We start from the raw sequence: 17,055 nt of genomic DNA, 5'->3' as shown, positions 1-17,055 counted from the left end.
ACCCCCAGGCTGGGAACCGCTCGCTCCACGCGCCGCCGAAAGGACTCCCCGTGAACCGGCCGAACACCCCGATCGTCCTCGACCCGACAGGGGCGGACCGCCACGCCGAACACCGGCTGCTGCGCGCCCGCGGCGCCGCGACCCTCGTGGACGTCCTCGGCGTACAGGCGTGGTCCGTCAGCGACCCGGTCCTGCTCAGGAAGCTGCTGACCGGCCCGGACGTCTCCAAGGACGGCCGCCGCCACTGGCCGGCCTTCGACGAGGCCGTACGCGACTGGCCCCTCGCCCTCTGGGTCGCGGTCACGAACATGTTCACCGCCTACGGAGCCGACCACGCCCGCCTCCGCCGCCTGGTCGCCCCCGCCTTCAGCGCCCGCCGGGTCGCCGCCCTGCAACCGGTCGTCGACACCCTCGTGACCGGGCTCCTCGACGAGCTCGCGACCGAGCCGCACGGAGACGTCGTCGACCTGCGCGAACGTCTCGCCTACCCCCTGCCCATCGCTCTCATCGGCCACATGATGGGCGTCCCCGAAACGCGCAGGGCCGGCTTCCGCGCACTCGTGGACGGCGTCTTCGACACCACGCTCACGGCGGAGGAGGCCGCGGCCAACGCCGGACGCCTCTATGGGCTCCTCGACGACCTCATCGCCGCCAGGCGGGCCGAACCGGGCGACGACATGACCTCGCTCCTCATCGCCACGCACGACGAGGAGGGCTCCGCCCTCAGCGAGGCCGAACTGCGTGACACGCTCCTCCTGGTGATCAGCGCCGGGTACGAGACGACGGTCAACGTCATCGACCAGGCGGTCACCTCCCTGCTGACCCACCCGGACCAGCTCGCCCACGTCCGCGCCGGCCGGTCCGGCTGGAACGACGTGGTGGAGGAGACCCTCCGCCTCGAACCGGCCGTAGCGCATCTCCCGCTCCGCTACGCCGTCACCGACATCGCGCTCCCCGACGGCCGGATCATCGCCCGGGGCGACGCCGTCCTCGCCTCCTACGCGGCGGCCAACCGCCACCCCGACTGGCACGGCCCGACGGCCGACGCCTTCGACGTCACCCGCCCGGCCAAGGACCACCTCACCTTCGGCCACGGCATCCACTACTGCCTGGGCGCCCCCCTCGCCCGGCTGGAGGTGGCCACCACGCTGGAGCACCTCTTCACCCGCTTCCCCCACCTCGCCCTCGCCGTCGACCCCGCCGAACTCCGCCCCCTTCCCTCGCTGATCAGCAACGGACACCAGTCCCTGCCGGTCCGCCTCCACCCGAAGTAGACCCGGCCTCGACGGTGCCCGCGCGGACGCGCGGGCACCGTAAAACGAGTTGACCGGCTTGGCCGTCCCCGGTCAGGCTGCGCCACGACTGGCCGCACACATGTCCGGCGACGGCCCGAGGCGATCTGCTCGGGCGACGAGCCGGCGGATCGGAGACCGAGGGATGACATCCCGCCTCCACGCCCTCTGTTACGACGCGCACGACCCGGAGCGTCTCGCCCGGTTCTGGGGCGAGTTCCTCGGCTGGAAGACCACCGACGACCCGGACGGCGGCATCGTCCTCCGGCCGGCCGACGACACGGGATTCCTGGTCCGGTTCCTCCCGGCCCCTGGACCGAAGACGGACCAGAACCCGCTCCACTTCGACCTCACGAGCAACTTCGACGACCAGCGGCGGATCGTGGCCAGAGCCCTCGAACTCGGCGCCCGCCACATCGACATCGGCCAGAGCCCCGACGACGGGCACGTGGTCCTCGCCGACCCCGAGGGGAACGAGTTCTGCGTCATCGAGCCGGGGAACGCCTTCCTCGCCGAATGCGGCTTCATCGGAGCGCTCGCCTGCGATGGTTCCCAGGAGGTCGGCTACTTCTGGAGCCGGGCACTGGGCTGGCCCCTGGTCTGGGACCAGGACCAGGAGACCGCGATCCGCTCGCCGCACGGCGGGCCGAAGATCACCTGGGGCGGGCCGCCGTACATGGACAGGACCGGAAGGGCCCGCCTGCGCTTCGACCTCGCCCCGCCCGCGGACGGCGACCAGCACACCGAGGTCGAACGTCTCCTCTCCCTCGGAGCCACGCGCCTCGACCACCCCACCGCCACCACCACGGGCGAGCCGGCGCCGGTGCTGCTCGCGGACCCCGACGGCCAGGAGTTCCGGGTCCTGCCTCCCCGCTGACGACCGGTCCCCCCGCCCGGCCGACGCGGCGGCCGGGACCTTACGAATCCCGGACGTCGGCGCGCACGTCACCCGCGGTCTCCGCCCGCTCCGTACGGTGATCCCCATGCGTGTACTCGTCACCGGCGGCGCGGGCTTCATCGGCTCCCACATCGTCGACGCCCTCGCCGCCCGCGGTCATCACCCCGTCGTCCTCGACGCCCTCCTCCCGGCGGCCCACTCCGGACCGCCGCCGTCACCGCCCGCGGCGGCCGAGTGGCTGCACGGTGACGTGCGCGACCGGGACACCGTCGCCCGCGCGCTCGACGGTGTCGACGCCGTCTGCCACCAGGCCGCCATGGTCGGCCTCGGCAAGGACTTCGCCGACGCCCCCGACTACGTCGCCTGCAACGACCTCGGCACCGCCGTCCTCCTCGCCGCCATGGCCGAGGCCGGGATCGGCCGCCTCGTCCTGGCCGGCTCCATGGTCGTCTACGGCGAGGGCCGCTACGACTGCCCCACCCACGGGCCCGTGCGCCCCGGCCCCCGCGCCGAAGGCGACCTCGCGGCGGGCCGGTTCGAGCCCCGCTGCCCGCGGTGCGGTGCCGCCCTCGCGCCCGGGCTCGTCGGCGAGGACGCGCCCGCCGACCCCCGCAACGTGTACGCCACCACCAAACTCGCCCAGGAACACCTCGCCGCCTCATGGGCCCGCACCACCGGCGGCCGTGCCGTCTCCCTGCGGTACCACAACGTCTACGGGCCCCGCATGCCCCGCGACACCCCGTACGCCGGAGTCGCCTCCCTCTTCCGCTCCGCCCTGGCGCGCGGCGTGGCCCCCCGGGTCTTCGAGGACGGCGGACAGCGGCGGGACTTCGTCCACGTACGGGACGTGGCCACCGCCAACGCCCTGGCCCTGGAGGCCCTCGACGACCGGGCGCCCGCCTCTCTCACCCCGTACAACACCGGCAGCGGCGACCCCCGCACGGTCGGCGAGATGGCGACGGCGCTCGCCGGCGCCCACGGCGGACCGCCGCCGGTCGTGACGGGGGAGTACCGCCTCGGCGACGTACGCCACATCACCGCCGACCCCACCCGCCTCCGGGCCGACCTGGGCTGGCGTCCCGCCGTCGGCTTCGCCGAGGGCATGACCGAGTTCGCTACGAGCGAGCTGCGGGGAGCGTGACCTCGAAGCAGCAGCCGCCCTCCACGTTGCGCACGTCGGCGCGGCCCGCGTGGGCCTCCACGATGCCCTGCACGATCGCGAGACCGAGTCCCGCCCCACCGGGCGGGGTCCGGGCCTCCGTGCCCCGCCACCCCGTGTCGAAGACGCGCGGCAGCTCGTCCACGGGGATGCCGCCACAGCCGTCCGTGACCGACAGGACGACGGATTCGGCGCGGCGCTCGGCGGCCACGGCGACCGTGCCGTCGGCCGGAGTGTGACGGATCGCGTTCGCCAGCAGGTTCGCCAGCACCCGCGTCATCTCCCGGCCGTCCACCTCCACCGGTTCGGGAGCGACCTGCTCGCCCACCAGCCGCACCCCCTGCTCGCGCGCGAGCGGCACGGCGCCGGCCAGCGCGTCGCCCACCAGGTCGTGGACCGAGACCCGGACGGGGCTCAGCGTCAGCGCCCCCGCGTGGATGCGGGAGAGCTCGAACAGATCGCCCACCATGCTGTTGAGCCGGTCGACCTCCGTCCGGATCTGCCGGTGGTAGCGGACCGGATCGGCGACCACCCCGTCCTCCAGGGCCTCCGACATCGCCCGGAGACCGGCGAGCGGCGTGCGCAGATCGTGCGAGATCCAGGCGACGAGCTCACGCCGGGACGCCTCCAGGGCGCGCTCGCGCTCCCGGGACTCGGCGAGCCGCGCACTGGTGGCCGACAGCTCACGGCTCAGTGCCGCCAGCTCGGCGGGGGCCGGCACACGAGGTGCGGCGAAGACCCCGCCCTCCCCGAAGTCCCGCGCCGCGACAGCGAGTTCCCGGCAGCTGACGACCACATGGCGACCCAGGAGCAGCGCGGTGCCGAGTGAGGCGGCCGCCGCCATCGCGACGACCGTGGTGACGACGAACAGGTCGTGCGCCGACAGGAACATGGCCCATGCCACGGCGAGGGTCCCGGAGAGCATCGCCGTCACGGCGACGCTCGCGACGACCGTGAGGGACACGGCGACCGAGCGGCTGCGCAGCAACCGCAGCAGCCCGGCCCCCAGCAGCCCGGCCGCGGCCGCGCCCAAGAAGGCGTACAGGGCGATGAGGAGTATGTCGCGCACGGCTCAGCCCTCCGTCGGCGGCGCGGGGGCGGCCGGCCGGTCGGCGGCCGCCTCGAAGCGGTAGCCGACGCCCCACACCGTCTGGATAAGCGTCGGACGCGCCGGATCCTCCTCGATCTTCCCCCGGAGCCTGCGCACATGGACCGTGACCGTCGACAGATCGCCGAAGTCCCACCCCCACACCTCCCGCATCAGCCGCTCGCGGTCGCACACCTCCCCGGCGTGCAGCAGGAAGTAGCTCAGCAGGTCGAACTCACGCAGCGTCAGCGCCAGCGGCCGCCCGTCCCTGGTGGCGCGCCGCGCCGCCGGGTCGACCTCCAGGCCGCCGGCCCGCAGCAGCGGACCGGGCCGCCGGACGGTGGTGTGGCGGCGGAGCACGGCCTCCACCCGCAGGACCAGTTCACGCGGGCTGAACGGCTTCGTGACGTAGTCGTCCGCGCCGATCTCGAGGCCGAGGATGCGGTCCTCCTCGTCGGTGCGCGCCGTCAGCATGATCACCGGGACCGGGCCGATGCTCCGCAACCGCCGGCAGACCTCCAGGCCGTCCATGCCCGGAAGCATCAGATCGAGCACCACGAGATCCGGCCACCGTGCCCCCGCGGCGGCCAGCGCGGACGGCCCGTCGGCCACCCGGTCCACGGCGAATCCGGCCCGCTCCAGATAGCCGGTGACCACCTCGGCGACGGTCGGATCGTCGTCCACCACCAGGACGCGGGGTGGTGTCTCCTCGGACTGCTCAGGCTGCCGCATGGGGGCCAGCCTCGCACCGGTCCGTGGCGTTCGGGCACCTCGGGGGTGGCGCAGGCGAGCGACGTCCGCGTTTCGTAAGGTCCACGGATCCCTTTTGTCCCGTCCGGATTCGTACGGTGAAATCCGTGACCGAATCGCCTTCCGCGTCCACGTACGCGGTGAACGTCGTCCTGCCCTGCCTCGACGAGTCCCGGGCGCTGCCCTGGGTCCTGGAGCGCGTGCCGCCCGGCTGGCGGGCGATCGTCGTCGACAACGGATCGACCGACGGCTCCCCCGAGATCGCCCGTGACCTCGGGGCGACCGTCGTCACCGAGCCGCGCCGCGGCTTCGGCGCCGCCTGCCACGCCGGGCTGCTCGCCGCCGACGCCGACATCGTCTGCTTCTGCGACTGCGACGGCTCGCTGGACCCCGGCCTGCTCGTCCCGTTCGCCGCCCAGGTGGCCGCGGGCGAGGCCGACCTCGTCCTCGGCCGCCGACGACCCGCGTCACGCGACGCATGGCCGGCGCACGCACGGGCCGGGAACATCGCCCTGGCCCGCATGCTGCGCCGCCGCACCGGACTCCGCCTCCACGACCTCGGCCCGATGCGCGCCGCGCGCCGCGACGCGCTGCTCGCCCTGGACCTCACGGACCGGCGCAGCGGCTACCCCCTCCAGATGGTGGTGCGTGCCGCGGACGCGGGCTGGCGGGTGGCCGAGCGGGACGTCCCGTACCTGTCCCGTACGGGAAAGTCCAAGGTCACCGGCACCTGGCTGGGCACCTGGCATGCCGTCCGCGACATGCGCGAGGTCCTGCGCGAGACGCCCCCGGCCACCGAGGAGACCGCCCCGGCAGCGCGAGTGGAGGCGAACCGGTGAGCACCCTCCTCGTCATCGCCAAGGAACCCGTACCGGGCCGGGTCAAGACCCGGCTCACCCCGCCCTTCAGCCCGCAGGAGGCTGCCCGCCTCGCCGAGGCGGCGCTCGCCGACACCCTGGCCACGGTGCTCGCCACCCCGGCCGACCGCCGGGTCCTCGTCCTCGACGGCGCACCGGGCGACTGGCTCCCGTGTGGCTTCGAGACCGTGCCGCAGAGCCCCGGCGGCCTGGACGCGCGCCTCGCCGCCGCGTTCGCGTCGTGTACGGGTCCCACCCTGCTGGTCGGCATGGACACCCCGCAGGTGTCCCCGGAGCTCCTGCGCACGGGACTTGACTTCAGCGGCTGCGACGCGTGGTTCGGCCCGGCGGAGGACGGCGGCTTCTGGGCGCTCGGCCTCGCGACACCGGACCCCGCCCTGCTGCGCGGCGTCCCCATGTCCGTCCCCGAGACCGGGACGGTGCAGCGCCGTCGCCTCACGGACGGGGGTCTGCGCGTGCGCGATCTGCCGTGGCTCCGGGACGTCGACACGGCCGCCGACGCCCAGGCCGTCGCCGAAACCGCCCCCGGCACGCGCTTCGCCGCCACCCACCACGCGCTGACGGCGACGGCGACCGGGACCGGGACCGGGACAGGGACCGGGACCGCGGCAGCGACCAAGCCCGCGGCCGTGCCCGCGACGGCGACGGGTGCCGCATGAGCGCGCTGGAATCGGAGTGCGGTACGGCGGACACCTTCGGGACCGCGGGACCGTACGCCGATGACGAGGTACGCACAGCACCGCCCGTCCAGACGGCCGGAGCGCGACGCATCCCGGCCCGTACGCCGGTCACCGCCCGCGTCCCGTCGTCCCCCGGCGGGGGCCTCGTCGACCCCTGGCTCGCCGACCCCTGGGCGGACGCCCTCCGCTCCGGGCGCGGCCCTGTCTTCCTCCGGCGCGACGACGGCTGGCTGCTGCCCCTGGAGGTCGAACGCTGGTGCGCGGTCGCCGATCCGGCCGACGGCACGGTGCTCGACCGCTGCGAGGGCGCGGTCCTGGACGTCGGCTGCGGACCCGGGCGCCTGGTGCACGCGCTGGCCGCCGCCGGGCGGCCCGTCCTCGGCATCGACGTCTGCCAGGAGGCCGTCGACCGTACCGTCGACGGCGGCGGCACCGCCCTGCTGCGGTCCGTCTTCGACCCGCTGCCCGCCGAGGGCCGCTGGGGCACCGTCCTGCTCATGGACGGCAACATCGGCATCGGCGGCGACCCCGGACAGCTCCTCGCACGCGCCGCGGAACTGGTCGAACCCGAGGGACAGCTCCTCGTGGAGGCGGCCGTCCCCGACGTCGACGAGCGGGTCGCCGTCCAGGTCGTCGACGGCCGCGGAGCGCGCGGCGCCGACTTCCGCTGGGCCCGCGTCGGTGCCCGGGCCCTGCCCGCGTACGCCGACGCCAACGGGTGGCGGGTCGAACGCCGCTGGCGGGCCTGGGACCGGAGCTTCCTTCAGCTCCGGCGACGCCGCCGCTGAGCCAGCATCCGGCGTGCGCCGAGCATCACGCCCGTCCCGATCGCCACCACCCCCATCAGCACCAGCCAGTTGCGGACGTAGTCGAGGGGGAGGGCGGTCGGGTTGGGCGGGGCCCCCGGCCGCACCATGAGGGGGAGCGCGATCAGGGTCAGGCTCCCCGCCACGATCAGACCACCGCGCACCGCGCCCCGCGCGGGCACCGCGGCGATCAGCAGCCCGATCCCGAGCACGACCGGCGCGATCACCCCGTCGTGCAGCACGATCGCCCCCGCCAGCCAGAGAACCACCTCACCGACCGTTCCGGTCCGCACCACCAGCACCGCCCCGAGCGCCATGAGCGCGACCCCCAGCGCACCGCACACATACCGGACCACGCTCACAGCACCTCCAGCCCGGCGACCCACTTGGTCTGCAGCACACCAGGCCGGTTCGGCGCGATGATCCGTGCCGGAAAGCCGTGGTCCAGCGACAGCGCCTGACCGTTCAGGCGCAGCGCCAGCAGCGTCGCCGGATCCTCCGCGTACGACGCTCCCATATCCATGACCCGGTACGCGCCCCGGCGTTCCAGGGACACCACCCGTACCCGTGACCGCGGTGACGCCCCCGCGCGCTCCAGCAGATCCCGGATCCGTACGCCCGTCCAGCGTGCCTCCACGCTCCACCCCTCCACGCAGGCGATCGGCAGCCGGACATCGGTCTGCGGCAGCGCGCGCAGCTCCTCCAGGCCCAGCGCGTACGACCGGGGCCCGGCGACCGTCAGCCGCCAGTCACGTGTGGCCGCCGCGGTCACCCCGGCGGCGACGGCGGTCCGGTTGACCGGCAGGCCCTGCGTGCCGTGGTCCGGATGACGCGGCGCCAGCAGGTCCAGGCGCTTCAGCGGCGTGAACGACTGGCCGGCCGTGGTCAGCGTGACCGCGGCCACGCCCGCCGCGACGCCCGTCAGGAGCGAGCGCCGGTCCGGCTCGTCCTCGGCCGGAAGAGTCAGCGTGCCCGGGGAGCGGCGCCCCCAATGGGACGTGATGTCCGGCCACCTGACGACGACGTGCAGCAGCAGCGCGCCGGTGAGCAGCCACGCGACGGCGAAGTGCACGGGGACGAAGGAGAACGGCCACGGGTACCACTCGACGATGTTCAGCAAGCCGGTGAACAGCTGGAACACTCCGGCCGCGACCAGGACGGCCACGGACAGGCGCTCCAGCGCGTGCCGTACCGACCGCAGCGGCGGCCGGACGAACAGCCTCGGGTAGACGGCCCACAGCTTCGCCATGAGCAGCGGGATCGCGGCGAGGCCGCTCGCCACGTGCAGCCCCTGGCTGAAGCGGTAGCCCCACGTCGGCCGGCTCGGCAGGACGTCGGCGAGCCAGTCCGGCGGCCGCTGCAGATAGTGGCTCGTGACGCCGGTGACGAAACAGACCCCGAGGGCGAGCCCGAGCCAGCGGCCGATCGCCGTGGCCGTTCTCGCGTCATGGAGACGGCCGCGGAAGGTGGGCAGGGGCGGTGTCGCGAGGCGCGGTTTCATGCTCCCATCTCACCGCGCACCGGGCCCCGGAAGGCGGATCGACTCCTTACGGAACTCGGACGGCCGGGGCGGCGGGCCCCTCGGGGCGGCGTCCGGCTGCGACGCTGCGGAATGTGATCTCTCCCCGTACCGCGGTGGCCGGCGGCCTCCTGGCCGTTCTCGTCACGGTCCTCGCGTGCACCGTCCGGCAGGACGGCTACTACGCCGATCCGGGCCGCCTGTCGTGGTGGTACGCCGCCTCCTGGGCGCTCTTCGCCGCGGCGGTCCTCGCCCTGCGCAAGGTGCCGCCCCGTCAGGCGGTCGTCCTCGTCCTGGCCGGATCGGCGCTGGTCGCCGCCACCGGCCTGCTCGCCCCGCCGCGTACGAGCACCGACGCGTACCGCTACGCCTGGGACGGCCGGGTACAGGCGGCGGGCATCCCGCCCTACGACCACGCTCCCGCGGACCCCGAACTCGCCCCGCTCCGGGACGACTGGCTGTTCCCGAGCGGCGCCGCGGCCTGCCGGCGCCCGGACCTCGCACGGGTCCCGGCGACGCTCGACGCCGCCGCGACCCCCGCCCCCGCCGCACCCCACTGCACCCGCGTCAACCGCCCCACCGTGCACACCATCTACCCGCCGATCGCCGAGGGGTACTTCCTCGGAGTCCACCTGCTCGCCCCGGACGGCGCCCGCCTGAAGCCGCTTCAGATCGGTGGCGCGCTCCTGTCCGTCGGCATCACCGGGCTCCTGCTGCGGATCCTGCGCCGACGCGGAGATCCCCGTACCGCCGTCTTCTGGGCCTGGTGCCCCGCCGTCCCCCTCGAAGCCGTGAACAACGCCCATGTCGACACGCTGGGCGTGCTGTTCGCCGTGGCCGGACTCGGTCTCGTCGCCGACCGCCGCCGGGTCGCGGGCGGCGCGTTCGTGGGAGCCGCCGTCGCCGTGAAGCTGATGCCCGCGATCGTGCTGCCCGGGGCGCTGTCCGGGGTCCGGCGCGTGCGGGACGCGGCCGCGATCCTGCTGCCGGCCGGGGCCGTGACGGTACTGGCCTACCTGCCCTACCTGCTGATCTCCGACGGCTCCGTCCTCGGCTACCTCGGCGGCTATGTCGAGGAGGAGGGGTACGACGACGCGGACGCCGGCAACCGCTACGCCCTGCTCCGGCTCGTGCTGCCCCCGTCGTGGGCCGTGCCGGCGCTGGTCGCCGCCCTGCTCGTGGGCTGCGCCCATGTCGTACGGCGCGGCGATCCCGAACGCCCGTGGAGCGGCGCGCTCCTGGTCACCGGCACCGCCTTCCTGCTGCTGACCCCGGGATACTCCTGGTACGCCCTGCTCCTGGTCGCCCTCGTCGCCCTGGACGGCCGGTGGGAGTGGCTGCTCGTGGCGGTGGCGGGGGCGGCGAAGTACGTGGCGGGCAGGGCGTTCGACGACCCGAACGCGGTGGGGACCCTCGCGTACGCGGTCGCGGCCGTCGCCGTCCTCGCGGGCGCTCTGCTGCGTCGTCGCGGTGGGGGAGCCGCCATGCCGCGCGGACGGCGGGCGGCCGACGCCGTCGATCCCGCGCGTGACGTAAGACTTTCGTCATCGGGGCGCATGTGGCGCGCCCCGCGCGCGGTGGGATGGAATGCCCAGGACCGAGGTACGACAGCACGGAACGAGGACGATCGTGGCACGTGGGGGTAAGAAGTCGCTGCTCTGGGGCGCGACGGCGGTGGCGGCGGTCTTGGCCACCCTGGCGCTCTACTGGTTCCAGCCCTGGAAGCTGTGGCAGGACGAGACGGTCGACGAGGCCCTTCCGACGGCGGTGCCCGGGGCCACGTCGTCGCCCGGGAGCACAGCGCTGCCCGGCGGCTCGGGCGCGAGCCCCGCGGCCGGGCCGCAGACGGTCGCGCAGGGCGACCTGATCAGCCACGAGCACCGCACCACCGGTACGGCGAAGCTCATCCGCCTTGCCGACGGCAGCCTGACCCTGCGTCTGGAGGACCTGAACACCAGCAACGGCCCGGACCTGCGCGTGTGGCTGACCGACGCCCCGGTCAAGGAGGGCGTGGCGGGCTGGCGGGTCTTCGACGACGGCAGGTATATCAGCCTGGGCAAGCTGAAGGGCAACAAGGGGGACCAGAACTACCCGCTCCCGCCCGGGACCGACCCGTCCGCCTACACGAGCGTCACCATCTGGTGCGACCGCTTCGACGTCTCCTTCGGCGCGGCCGGCCTGCGGGTCTGACATGTCAGCCCGGGGGGACCTGCGCCGACGCGCGGCCCCCCGGGCGAGGCACTAGGAGACCGGGGCGGCCACGGTGCGCGCGATCCGGTCGAGGGTCGTCCGCATTCCTTCGCGGTTGACGGCGATCCGGCGCTCGGGGTTCGTGCCCGCGAAGACGGTGCCGAGGACCTCCGCCAGGCGCGAACCCCGGCCGGTCCGCAGGTCCTGCCAGGTCTCCGTCACTCGGGTACCCGTCCCCTCGGCTGCGAAGCGATAGCCCCAGCGGGCGATCGGCAGCCCGAAGGCGCCGACGTCGAACGTGAACTCCTCGCCCTCGCGGGCGACCGACACCCGCCCGGTCGTGAACCAGACGAAAAGCCCACGCCGGTTGAAGCCGACGAACCGGCTCCCGGCGGCCACGGGAGGGCGCGCCACCCAGACCCCCCGGCACTCGGGACTCCACCGGCCCATGTCCCGGAGGTTGGCCACCAGCCGGTACACGACCTCCGGCGCGGCGTCCACCACGACGGACTCCTCAAGACTCCACTGGCGCCCCATCGACGACCTCCCTGTCGCTGCGTCGGACTTACCGGCGGGTAGGGTAGCGGACCGACCCGGTCACGCGGCAGTGGCGGAGCGTCCCCGGACGGACGTCCGCGTCAGGAGCGCGTAGCAGGCCGAGGTGACGACGATGCCGACGGGCAGGGCGAGGTCCACTCCGCCCAGGGCGGCGGCGATCGGGCCGGTGTAGAGGGTGTTGACGCACAGGGCGGCCCCGGCGACACCCGCGCCCAGCGCCGTCGCGCCGGCCAGGTTGAACCCGCCCGCGTACCAGAACGGGCTGTCCGGGGTCTCGTCCGTCAGCGCGAGGCCGTCGTAGCGGTTGCGGCGCAGTGCGATGTCGGTGGCGTAGAGGGCCATGGCGGGTCCGAGGAGGGCGACGGTCAGCTGGAGGACGTTGCTGACGGTGTCGAGGAAGTTGGAGACGAGCAGGGCGTACAGCGTCAGGGCCGAGGCGACGGCGCCGTCCACGATGACGCTGAGCGAGCGGCGGATGCGGATGCCGACCGCCTGGAGGGCCAGGCCCGCGCTGTACGCGGTCAGGGCGTTGATGGAGATCGTGCCGAGGACCAGGGCGAGCAGGAAGACCGGGGTGAACCAGCCGGGCAGGATCTGCTCCAGCGCGGTCTGCGGATCGGTCATGTCGACGGCCGTCGCGGCCAGCGCGCCCAGCGAGCAGACGGCGACGCTGGGCAGGAAGCCGCCGAGCGCGGTCCAGCCGGCGATCGCCCGGGACGACGCCGTACGCGGCAGATAGCGGGAGAAGTCGGCGCTGGTGGTGTACGACAGCGGGCCCGCGGCGATGACCGTGACGCCCGCCAGAAGCGTCGCCCAGAGGTCCACCCCGCTCAGTGACGCCTCGGGGGAGTGGCCGACGTCGGCGTTCCGCAGCACCGCGTACGCCACCACGCCGAACGCGGCGGTGAGGGCGATGGTGATCGGGAGGTAGAGCTTCACGATCAGCGCGTGTCCGTAGACGCTGATCGTGAGCGTGGCCGCCGCGATGGCCAGCACGACGGCGATCTTCACGACCGTGTTCGTGGGGAGACCCGTCCTGGCGACGAGGGCGAAGGCGGCGGACGCGGCGGCGGCCAGATTGAGGGCGAAGTAGCAGACGGAGATCATCCAGCCGGTGACCGCGTTGTTCACCCGGTTGCCCCGGACGCCGTACATGGCCCGGGTGATCACCTCGCTGGGCGCGCCGGCCGCCGGCCCGGAGATCGCGAGCACTCCGGTGAGCAGCCAGAAGAGGTTCCCCACCACGATCACCGCGAGGGCCTGCGCCAGGCTCAGGCCCATCAGGACCAGGGCGCCGCCGATGACCAGACTGAGGTAGTTGACGTTGGCCGCGGCCCACACGGCGAACAGTTCACGGGGGCGTCCATGGCGCTCGGTATCGGGGATGTGGTCGATGCCGTGGGCCTCGACCCGGCCCGCCCGGTCGGTGCCGGGCGGCGTGCTGGGCGCGCCCTGAGCGCCGGGGCGGGGATCGGGAATGGTGGAAGCCATGAGGCCCTCCGGATGCGTGTCGTGCCCACCTGCTTGCTTATTGGTCGCACACTCAATAGCATCGCCGGTATGTCGTCAAGCGTCCAGCGCAAACGAATCCGCAAATCTCCGGAGGCCCGGCGGGCGGAGATCGTCGAGTCCGCCGCCCGCGTCGCCCTGACCGAGGGACTCGAATGCGTCACCCTCCGCCGGATCGCGGAGGAACTCGACGTACGCCCCGGTCTGATCAGCCACTACTTCCCCTCGGCCGAAGAACTGGTCGCCGAGGCCTTCGCGACCGCGGCCACGGGTGAGCTCGACGCCCTCCTCCCCGCCGACCGGCCCGACGGGACGCCGACGGAACACCTCGCGCGATACTTCGCGCTCTCGGCGGGAGAGGCGTACGACGACATCAGCCGGCTCTGGATCAACGCCCGCCATCTGAGCCGCTACCGGCCCCTGTTGCGCGACCGGGTCGCCGAACAGGAACTCGCCTCCGACGACCGACTGGAGGGCCTCATCCGCGACGGGGTGGCCCGGGGCGAGTTCCGTACGGACGACCCGCGCGCGACGGCCATCCAGATCCTGGTCGTCCTCGACGGCCTCGGCGCCCACGCCAACACCGACCGGAGCAACCGTCCCGAGGTGGTGACGCGGATGGCCCTCACCACGGCGGAACGCGAACTCGCCCTCCCGAACGGCACGCTCGACACGAAACGGCCGGCGGCGCCGGCCGCCGAATCGATTCCCGATGCCGAGGCCGAAGCCGAAGCCGGCGCCTAGGCCGATGCCGGACGCCTAGGGCGTGTTGCGAAAGTCCCGCCTGCCCCGCGACGCCTGGCACGCACGCTCGCTGCGTTGTCGGGATCGTCCGAGTACACCCGGTACGAGGACGACCCTCCGCCTTGCGATCGCACGCACCAGACGCCGCGGGGCCCGCCCTTCGGGCGGACGGCGCTACTTTCGCAACACGCCCTAGGCCGGTCCGCAGCCGACGCCTGGGCCGATGCCCACGCGGCTGCCCCAGGCCGGGGCGGCCGCCCGCGTCGGTGTGACCGCCGATCCCGGCCGGAGCCGACCTTCCCTCCCACCCGTACTTCCTGGAGCCGTTGTGCGCCCCTCCCTCGTCCTGCTGTCCGCCCGTCTGCTCGACCCGGCCACCGGCCGCCTCCTGCCGGAGACCGCCCTCGCCATGTCCGGCGGCCGGATCGCCGCTCTCGGCGTCGACCGGGAGATACGCGGGCTCGCCGATTCCGCCACGACGGTCCTCGACCTCAAGGGCGCCGTCGTCACGCCGGGCCTGACCGACGGCCACCTCCACCCCGTCTCTGGCGCCGAACTCACCCACGGGCTGGACCTGTCGGGCTGCGACGACCTCGGCTCGCTGCGCGAGGCGCTCGCGCGCGAGATCCGGACGCTCGCCCCCGGGGCGTGGCTGTCCGGCTGGGGCCTGGACCCGAACGTGTTCGGCGACCGGCCCGTCGCGTACGCCGCACTCGCGCCCGTCCTGGACGGCGTACCCGCGCTGCTCCAACTCTTCGACGCCCACTCGATGCTGGCCAGTCCCCGCGCTCTCGAACTGGCCGGCATCGACGGACCCCGGACCTTCGACCAGGCGGCCGAGATCGTCTGCGACGAGGCGGGCAGGCCCACCGGACTGCTCCTGGAGGACGCCGCCTGCGAACTCGTGGAGCGCGCGGCGCCGCAGCCCACGCACGCGGAGCGTCGCGACCGCCTCGCCGTCGCGCTGCGCCGGATGGCCGCCGCCGGCCTGACCGGCGGGCACGCCATGGACGCCAACGGCGACAGCCTCACCCTGTACGCGGAGCTCGAAGCCGCCGGCGAACTCCCGCTACGGCTGCGGGTCGCCCCCTGGTGCCAGCCCGGCATCGACGAGGAGGGGCTGCGCTCCCTCATCGCGCGGCAGGGCGTCGGCGGGGAGCTGTGGCGTGTCGCGGGGGTGAAGCTGTTCATGGACGGCACGATCGACAACGGCACGGCCTGGCTCGAACGGCCCGACTGCCACGGCGAGTCGACGCACGCCTTCTGGCCCGACCCCGAGGTCTACACCCGGATCGTGGGCGAACTGCACCGCGCCGGCGTGCCGACCGCCACCCACGCGATCGGCGACGCGGCCGTACGGCACGTCCTCGACGCCGTCGAGAAGGCCCAGGCCGGACACGGCGGAGGCGGCGGCGCCGGCGGCGGCGTGGTCCGGCACCGGATCGAACACATCGAGAGCGTCCCCGACGACACACCCGCCCGGTTCGCGGAGCTCGGAGTCCTGGCCTCCATGCAACCCACCCACTGCTGCGACTTCACCCGCGCCGACCACACCGACAACTGGTCCCGTCGGCTGGGCGAGGAGCGCGCCTCGCGCGCGTGGCGGTGCCGTGACCTGTGGGACGCCGGGGCCACGGTCGTCCTCGGCTCCGACTGGCCGATCGCGCCGTTCCCGCCGCTGGGCGTGATGGCGGGGGCCCGCCACCGCCGCCCGACCCGTGACCTCACCCAGCCCCCGCACGGCCCCGAGCAGGCGCTGACCGCCCTGGAGGCGCTCCAGGGGGTGACGACGGGTCCCGCGTTCGCTGCGGGGGAGGAACACGAGGCGGGCCGTATCGCCGTCGGTCACCGTGCCGACCTGACCGTCCTCGCCGACAGCCCGCTCGCCGTCGCAGCGACCGACCTCGCGGACCTCCCCGTGCTCCTCACCGTCCTCGACGGGCGCCCCACCCACCGCGACGCGAGCCTCTGAGGGTCAGGACAGGGCCTCGGTGGCGGCCGTGGCCGCCTCGGCGATCAGCCTGTCGTCGTACGAGGCGTCGGCGGTGAGACGGTTGGACAGGACGGCCAGGACGACGGGGGCGCGGCCGGGCGGCCAGAGGACGGCGATGTCGTTCCGCGTGCCGTACGTACTGCCTGCCCCTGTCTTGTCGCCGACCGTCCAGTGCTCGGGGACACCGGCGCGGATCAGTTCCGCGCCGGTGGTGTTGGTGCGCAGCCAGGTGGTCAGCGTGGCGCGCCCGTCGGGCCGCAGCGCGTCGCCGAGGACGAACGTACGCAGGCTCCCCGCGAGAGCCCGTGGGGTGCTGGTGTCACGTGTGGCGCCGGGCTCCCACTCGTTGAGCTCGGGCTCGCGCCGTTCCATCCGGGTGACGCCGTCGCCCAGCTCCGCCAGCGTCGCCTCCAGCCCCTCGGGACCGCCGATCCGGTCGAAGAGCAGGTTGGCGGCGGTGTTGTCGCTGTACCGTACGGCGGCGTCGCACAGCTCGGTGAGGGTCATCCCGGTGGCGACGTGCCGTTCGGTCACGGGGGAGTGGGCGACCAGGTCGTCCCGGGAGTACGTGACCACCCGCTGCATGCCGGCACCGGGGTTCTCGCGCAACACGGCGCCCGCGGCGAGGGCCTTGAAGGTGGAGGCGTAGGGGAACCGGGCGCTGTCGTTGTACGCGACCTCACGGCCGCTGCCGGTGTCGAGGGCGTACACGCCCAGCCGGGCACCGTAGTTCCGCTCCAGCGCCCGGAACCGTGCCCGGGCCGAGGCCACGCCGTCCGGTGCGGTGGCCGACTCCCGCGGCGGCGGCGCGCTGTCCGCGGGAGGACGGGTGTCGCCGCATCCGGTGAGCGGTACGAGCGCGAACGCGGCCAGTACGGCGAGGAGTCGGTGCCGGGGACGGTGGAGCCGCATGGGGGAGGCTTTCTGGTCGGGTGTGGGGCGTTCGGGTGTATCCGCTCCACTCTGCCACCGGGCCGCCCCGCCGCGACGCC

17 protein-coding genes are annotated in these 17,055 nt (G+C 74.1%); 10 read left to right on the top strand and 7 right to left on the bottom strand.

Annotation, left to right across the window (positions count from 1 at the left end; all coding sequences use genetic code 11):
• Positions 1-50: 50 nt before the first annotated feature.
• The 3 genes from ACZ3IJ_RS11080 (at position 51) to ACZ3IJ_RS11070 (ending at position 3,331) form a co-directional block, all read left to right on the top strand.
• Entirely contained in the window at positions 51-1,274 is a 1,224-nt protein-coding gene (locus tag ACZ3IJ_RS11080) for a cytochrome P450 family protein (RefSeq protein ID WP_467467392.1), read from the top strand.
• Between the two features lie 163 nt (positions 1,275-1,437).
• Positions 1,438-2,169 (top strand): VOC family protein, encoded by a 732-nt coding sequence (locus tag ACZ3IJ_RS11075; RefSeq protein WP_467467391.1) that lies wholly within the window; start codon positions 1,438-1,440, stop codon positions 2,167-2,169.
• Positions 2,170-2,275: 106 nt separating this feature from the next.
• Positions 2,276-3,331, top strand: a complete 1,056-nt coding sequence (locus ACZ3IJ_RS11070; protein ID WP_467467390.1) for an NAD-dependent epimerase/dehydratase family protein — start codon at positions 2,276-2,278, stop codon at positions 3,329-3,331.
• On the opposite strand, the gene ACZ3IJ_RS11065 is transcribed toward ACZ3IJ_RS11070, so the two are convergent.
• Together ACZ3IJ_RS11065 and ACZ3IJ_RS11060 are read right to left on the bottom strand one after the other, a co-directional pair.
• The gene (locus ACZ3IJ_RS11065; RefSeq protein WP_467467389.1) at positions 3,306-4,418 is read right to left on the bottom strand and encodes a sensor histidine kinase; all 1,113 of its coding nucleotides are present in this window, start codon (positions 4,416-4,418) and stop codon (positions 3,306-3,308) included. The two genes, ACZ3IJ_RS11070 and ACZ3IJ_RS11065, sit on opposite strands and share 26 nt — an antisense overlap.
• 3 nt (positions 4,419-4,421) lie before the next feature.
• Positions 4,422-5,168, bottom strand: a complete 747-nt coding sequence (locus ACZ3IJ_RS11060; protein WP_467467388.1) for a response regulator transcription factor — start codon at positions 5,166-5,168, stop codon at positions 4,422-4,424.
• Positions 5,169-5,284: 116 nt separating this feature from the next.
• Between ACZ3IJ_RS11060 and ACZ3IJ_RS11055 the strand changes: the two genes are divergently transcribed.
• Genes ACZ3IJ_RS11055 through ACZ3IJ_RS11045 form a run of 3 tightly spaced genes read left to right on the top strand, consistent with a single transcriptional unit; the run spans position 5,285 to position 7,532 of the window.
• The gene (locus ACZ3IJ_RS11055) at positions 5,285-6,025 is read left to right on the top strand and encodes a glycosyltransferase family 2 protein (protein ID WP_467467387.1); all 741 of its coding nucleotides are present in this window, start codon (positions 5,285-5,287) and stop codon (positions 6,023-6,025) included.
• Positions 6,022-6,723 carry a TIGR04282 family arsenosugar biosynthesis glycosyltransferase gene (locus ACZ3IJ_RS11050; RefSeq protein WP_467467386.1) on the top strand — a complete coding sequence of 234 codons (702 nt, stop codon included), beginning with the start codon at positions 6,022-6,024 and terminating at the stop codon, positions 6,721-6,723. Before ACZ3IJ_RS11055 ends, ACZ3IJ_RS11050 begins: the two co-directional genes overlap by 4 nt.
• Positions 6,720-7,532, top strand: coding sequence for a class I SAM-dependent methyltransferase (locus ACZ3IJ_RS11045; RefSeq protein WP_467467385.1), 813 nt, complete (start codon positions 6,720-6,722; stop codon positions 7,530-7,532). The genes ACZ3IJ_RS11050 and ACZ3IJ_RS11045 overlap by 4 nt, the downstream gene beginning before the upstream one ends.
• Here ACZ3IJ_RS11045 and ACZ3IJ_RS11040 read toward each other — a convergent pair.
• Together ACZ3IJ_RS11040 and ACZ3IJ_RS11035 are read right to left on the bottom strand one after the other, a co-directional pair.
• Positions 7,508-7,906, bottom strand: coding sequence for a hypothetical protein (locus ACZ3IJ_RS11040; protein WP_467467384.1), 399 nt, complete (start codon positions 7,904-7,906; stop codon positions 7,508-7,510). The two genes, ACZ3IJ_RS11045 and ACZ3IJ_RS11040, sit on opposite strands and share 25 nt — an antisense overlap.
• Before the next feature lie 2 nt (positions 7,907-7,908).
• Positions 7,909-9,051 carry a molybdopterin-dependent oxidoreductase gene (locus tag ACZ3IJ_RS11035; RefSeq protein WP_467467383.1) on the bottom strand — a complete coding sequence of 381 codons (1,143 nt, stop codon included), beginning with the start codon at positions 9,049-9,051 and terminating at the stop codon, positions 7,909-7,911.
• Positions 9,052-9,164: 113 nt separating this feature from the next.
• Between ACZ3IJ_RS11035 and ACZ3IJ_RS11030 the strand changes: the two genes are divergently transcribed.
• Positions 9,165-10,715 carry a glycosyltransferase 87 family protein gene (locus tag ACZ3IJ_RS11030; protein WP_467467382.1) on the top strand — a complete coding sequence of 517 codons (1,551 nt, stop codon included), beginning with the start codon at positions 9,165-9,167 and terminating at the stop codon, positions 10,713-10,715.
• Positions 10,699-11,259 (top strand): DM13 domain-containing protein, encoded by a 561-nt coding sequence (locus ACZ3IJ_RS11025; RefSeq protein WP_467467381.1) that lies wholly within the window; start codon positions 10,699-10,701, stop codon positions 11,257-11,259. The genes ACZ3IJ_RS11030 and ACZ3IJ_RS11025 overlap by 17 nt, the downstream gene beginning before the upstream one ends.
• 51 nt (positions 11,260-11,310) lie before the next feature.
• On the opposite strand, the gene ACZ3IJ_RS11020 is transcribed toward ACZ3IJ_RS11025, so the two are convergent.
• Together ACZ3IJ_RS11020 and ACZ3IJ_RS11015 are read right to left on the bottom strand one after the other, a co-directional pair.
• Positions 11,311-11,796: an SRPBCC family protein gene (locus ACZ3IJ_RS11020; RefSeq protein ID WP_467467380.1), complete on the bottom strand. Its 486-nt coding sequence runs from the start codon at positions 11,794-11,796 to the stop codon at positions 11,311-11,313.
• Between the two features lie 60 nt (positions 11,797-11,856).
• Entirely contained in the window at positions 11,857-13,308 is a 1,452-nt protein-coding gene (locus ACZ3IJ_RS11015) for a purine-cytosine permease family protein (RefSeq protein WP_467467379.1), read from the bottom strand.
• Positions 13,309-13,377: 69 nt separating this feature from the next.
• Between ACZ3IJ_RS11015 and ACZ3IJ_RS11010 the strand changes: the two genes are divergently transcribed.
• Positions 13,378-14,070, top strand: a complete 693-nt coding sequence (locus ACZ3IJ_RS11010; RefSeq protein WP_467467378.1) for a TetR/AcrR family transcriptional regulator — start codon at positions 13,378-13,380, stop codon at positions 14,068-14,070.
• Positions 14,071-14,398: 328 nt separating this feature from the next.
• A complete protein-coding gene (locus ACZ3IJ_RS11005; protein WP_467467377.1) occupies positions 14,399-16,042 on the top strand; it encodes an amidohydrolase in 1,644 nt (547 codons plus the stop codon).
• Positions 16,043-16,045: 3 nt separating this feature from the next.
• Here ACZ3IJ_RS11005 and bla read toward each other — a convergent pair whose 3' ends face one another.
• Positions 16,046-16,975: a class A beta-lactamase gene (gene bla, locus ACZ3IJ_RS11000; protein ID WP_467467376.1), complete on the bottom strand. Its 930-nt coding sequence runs from the start codon at positions 16,973-16,975 to the stop codon at positions 16,046-16,048.
• Between the last annotated feature and the right edge of the window lie 80 nt (positions 16,976-17,055).

This window comes from Streptomyces sp. NPDC013317, from assembly GCF_055563155.1.
The sequence above is the reverse complement of the archived record's forward strand: the minus strand, read 5'-3'. Positions and strand labels throughout refer to the sequence as shown.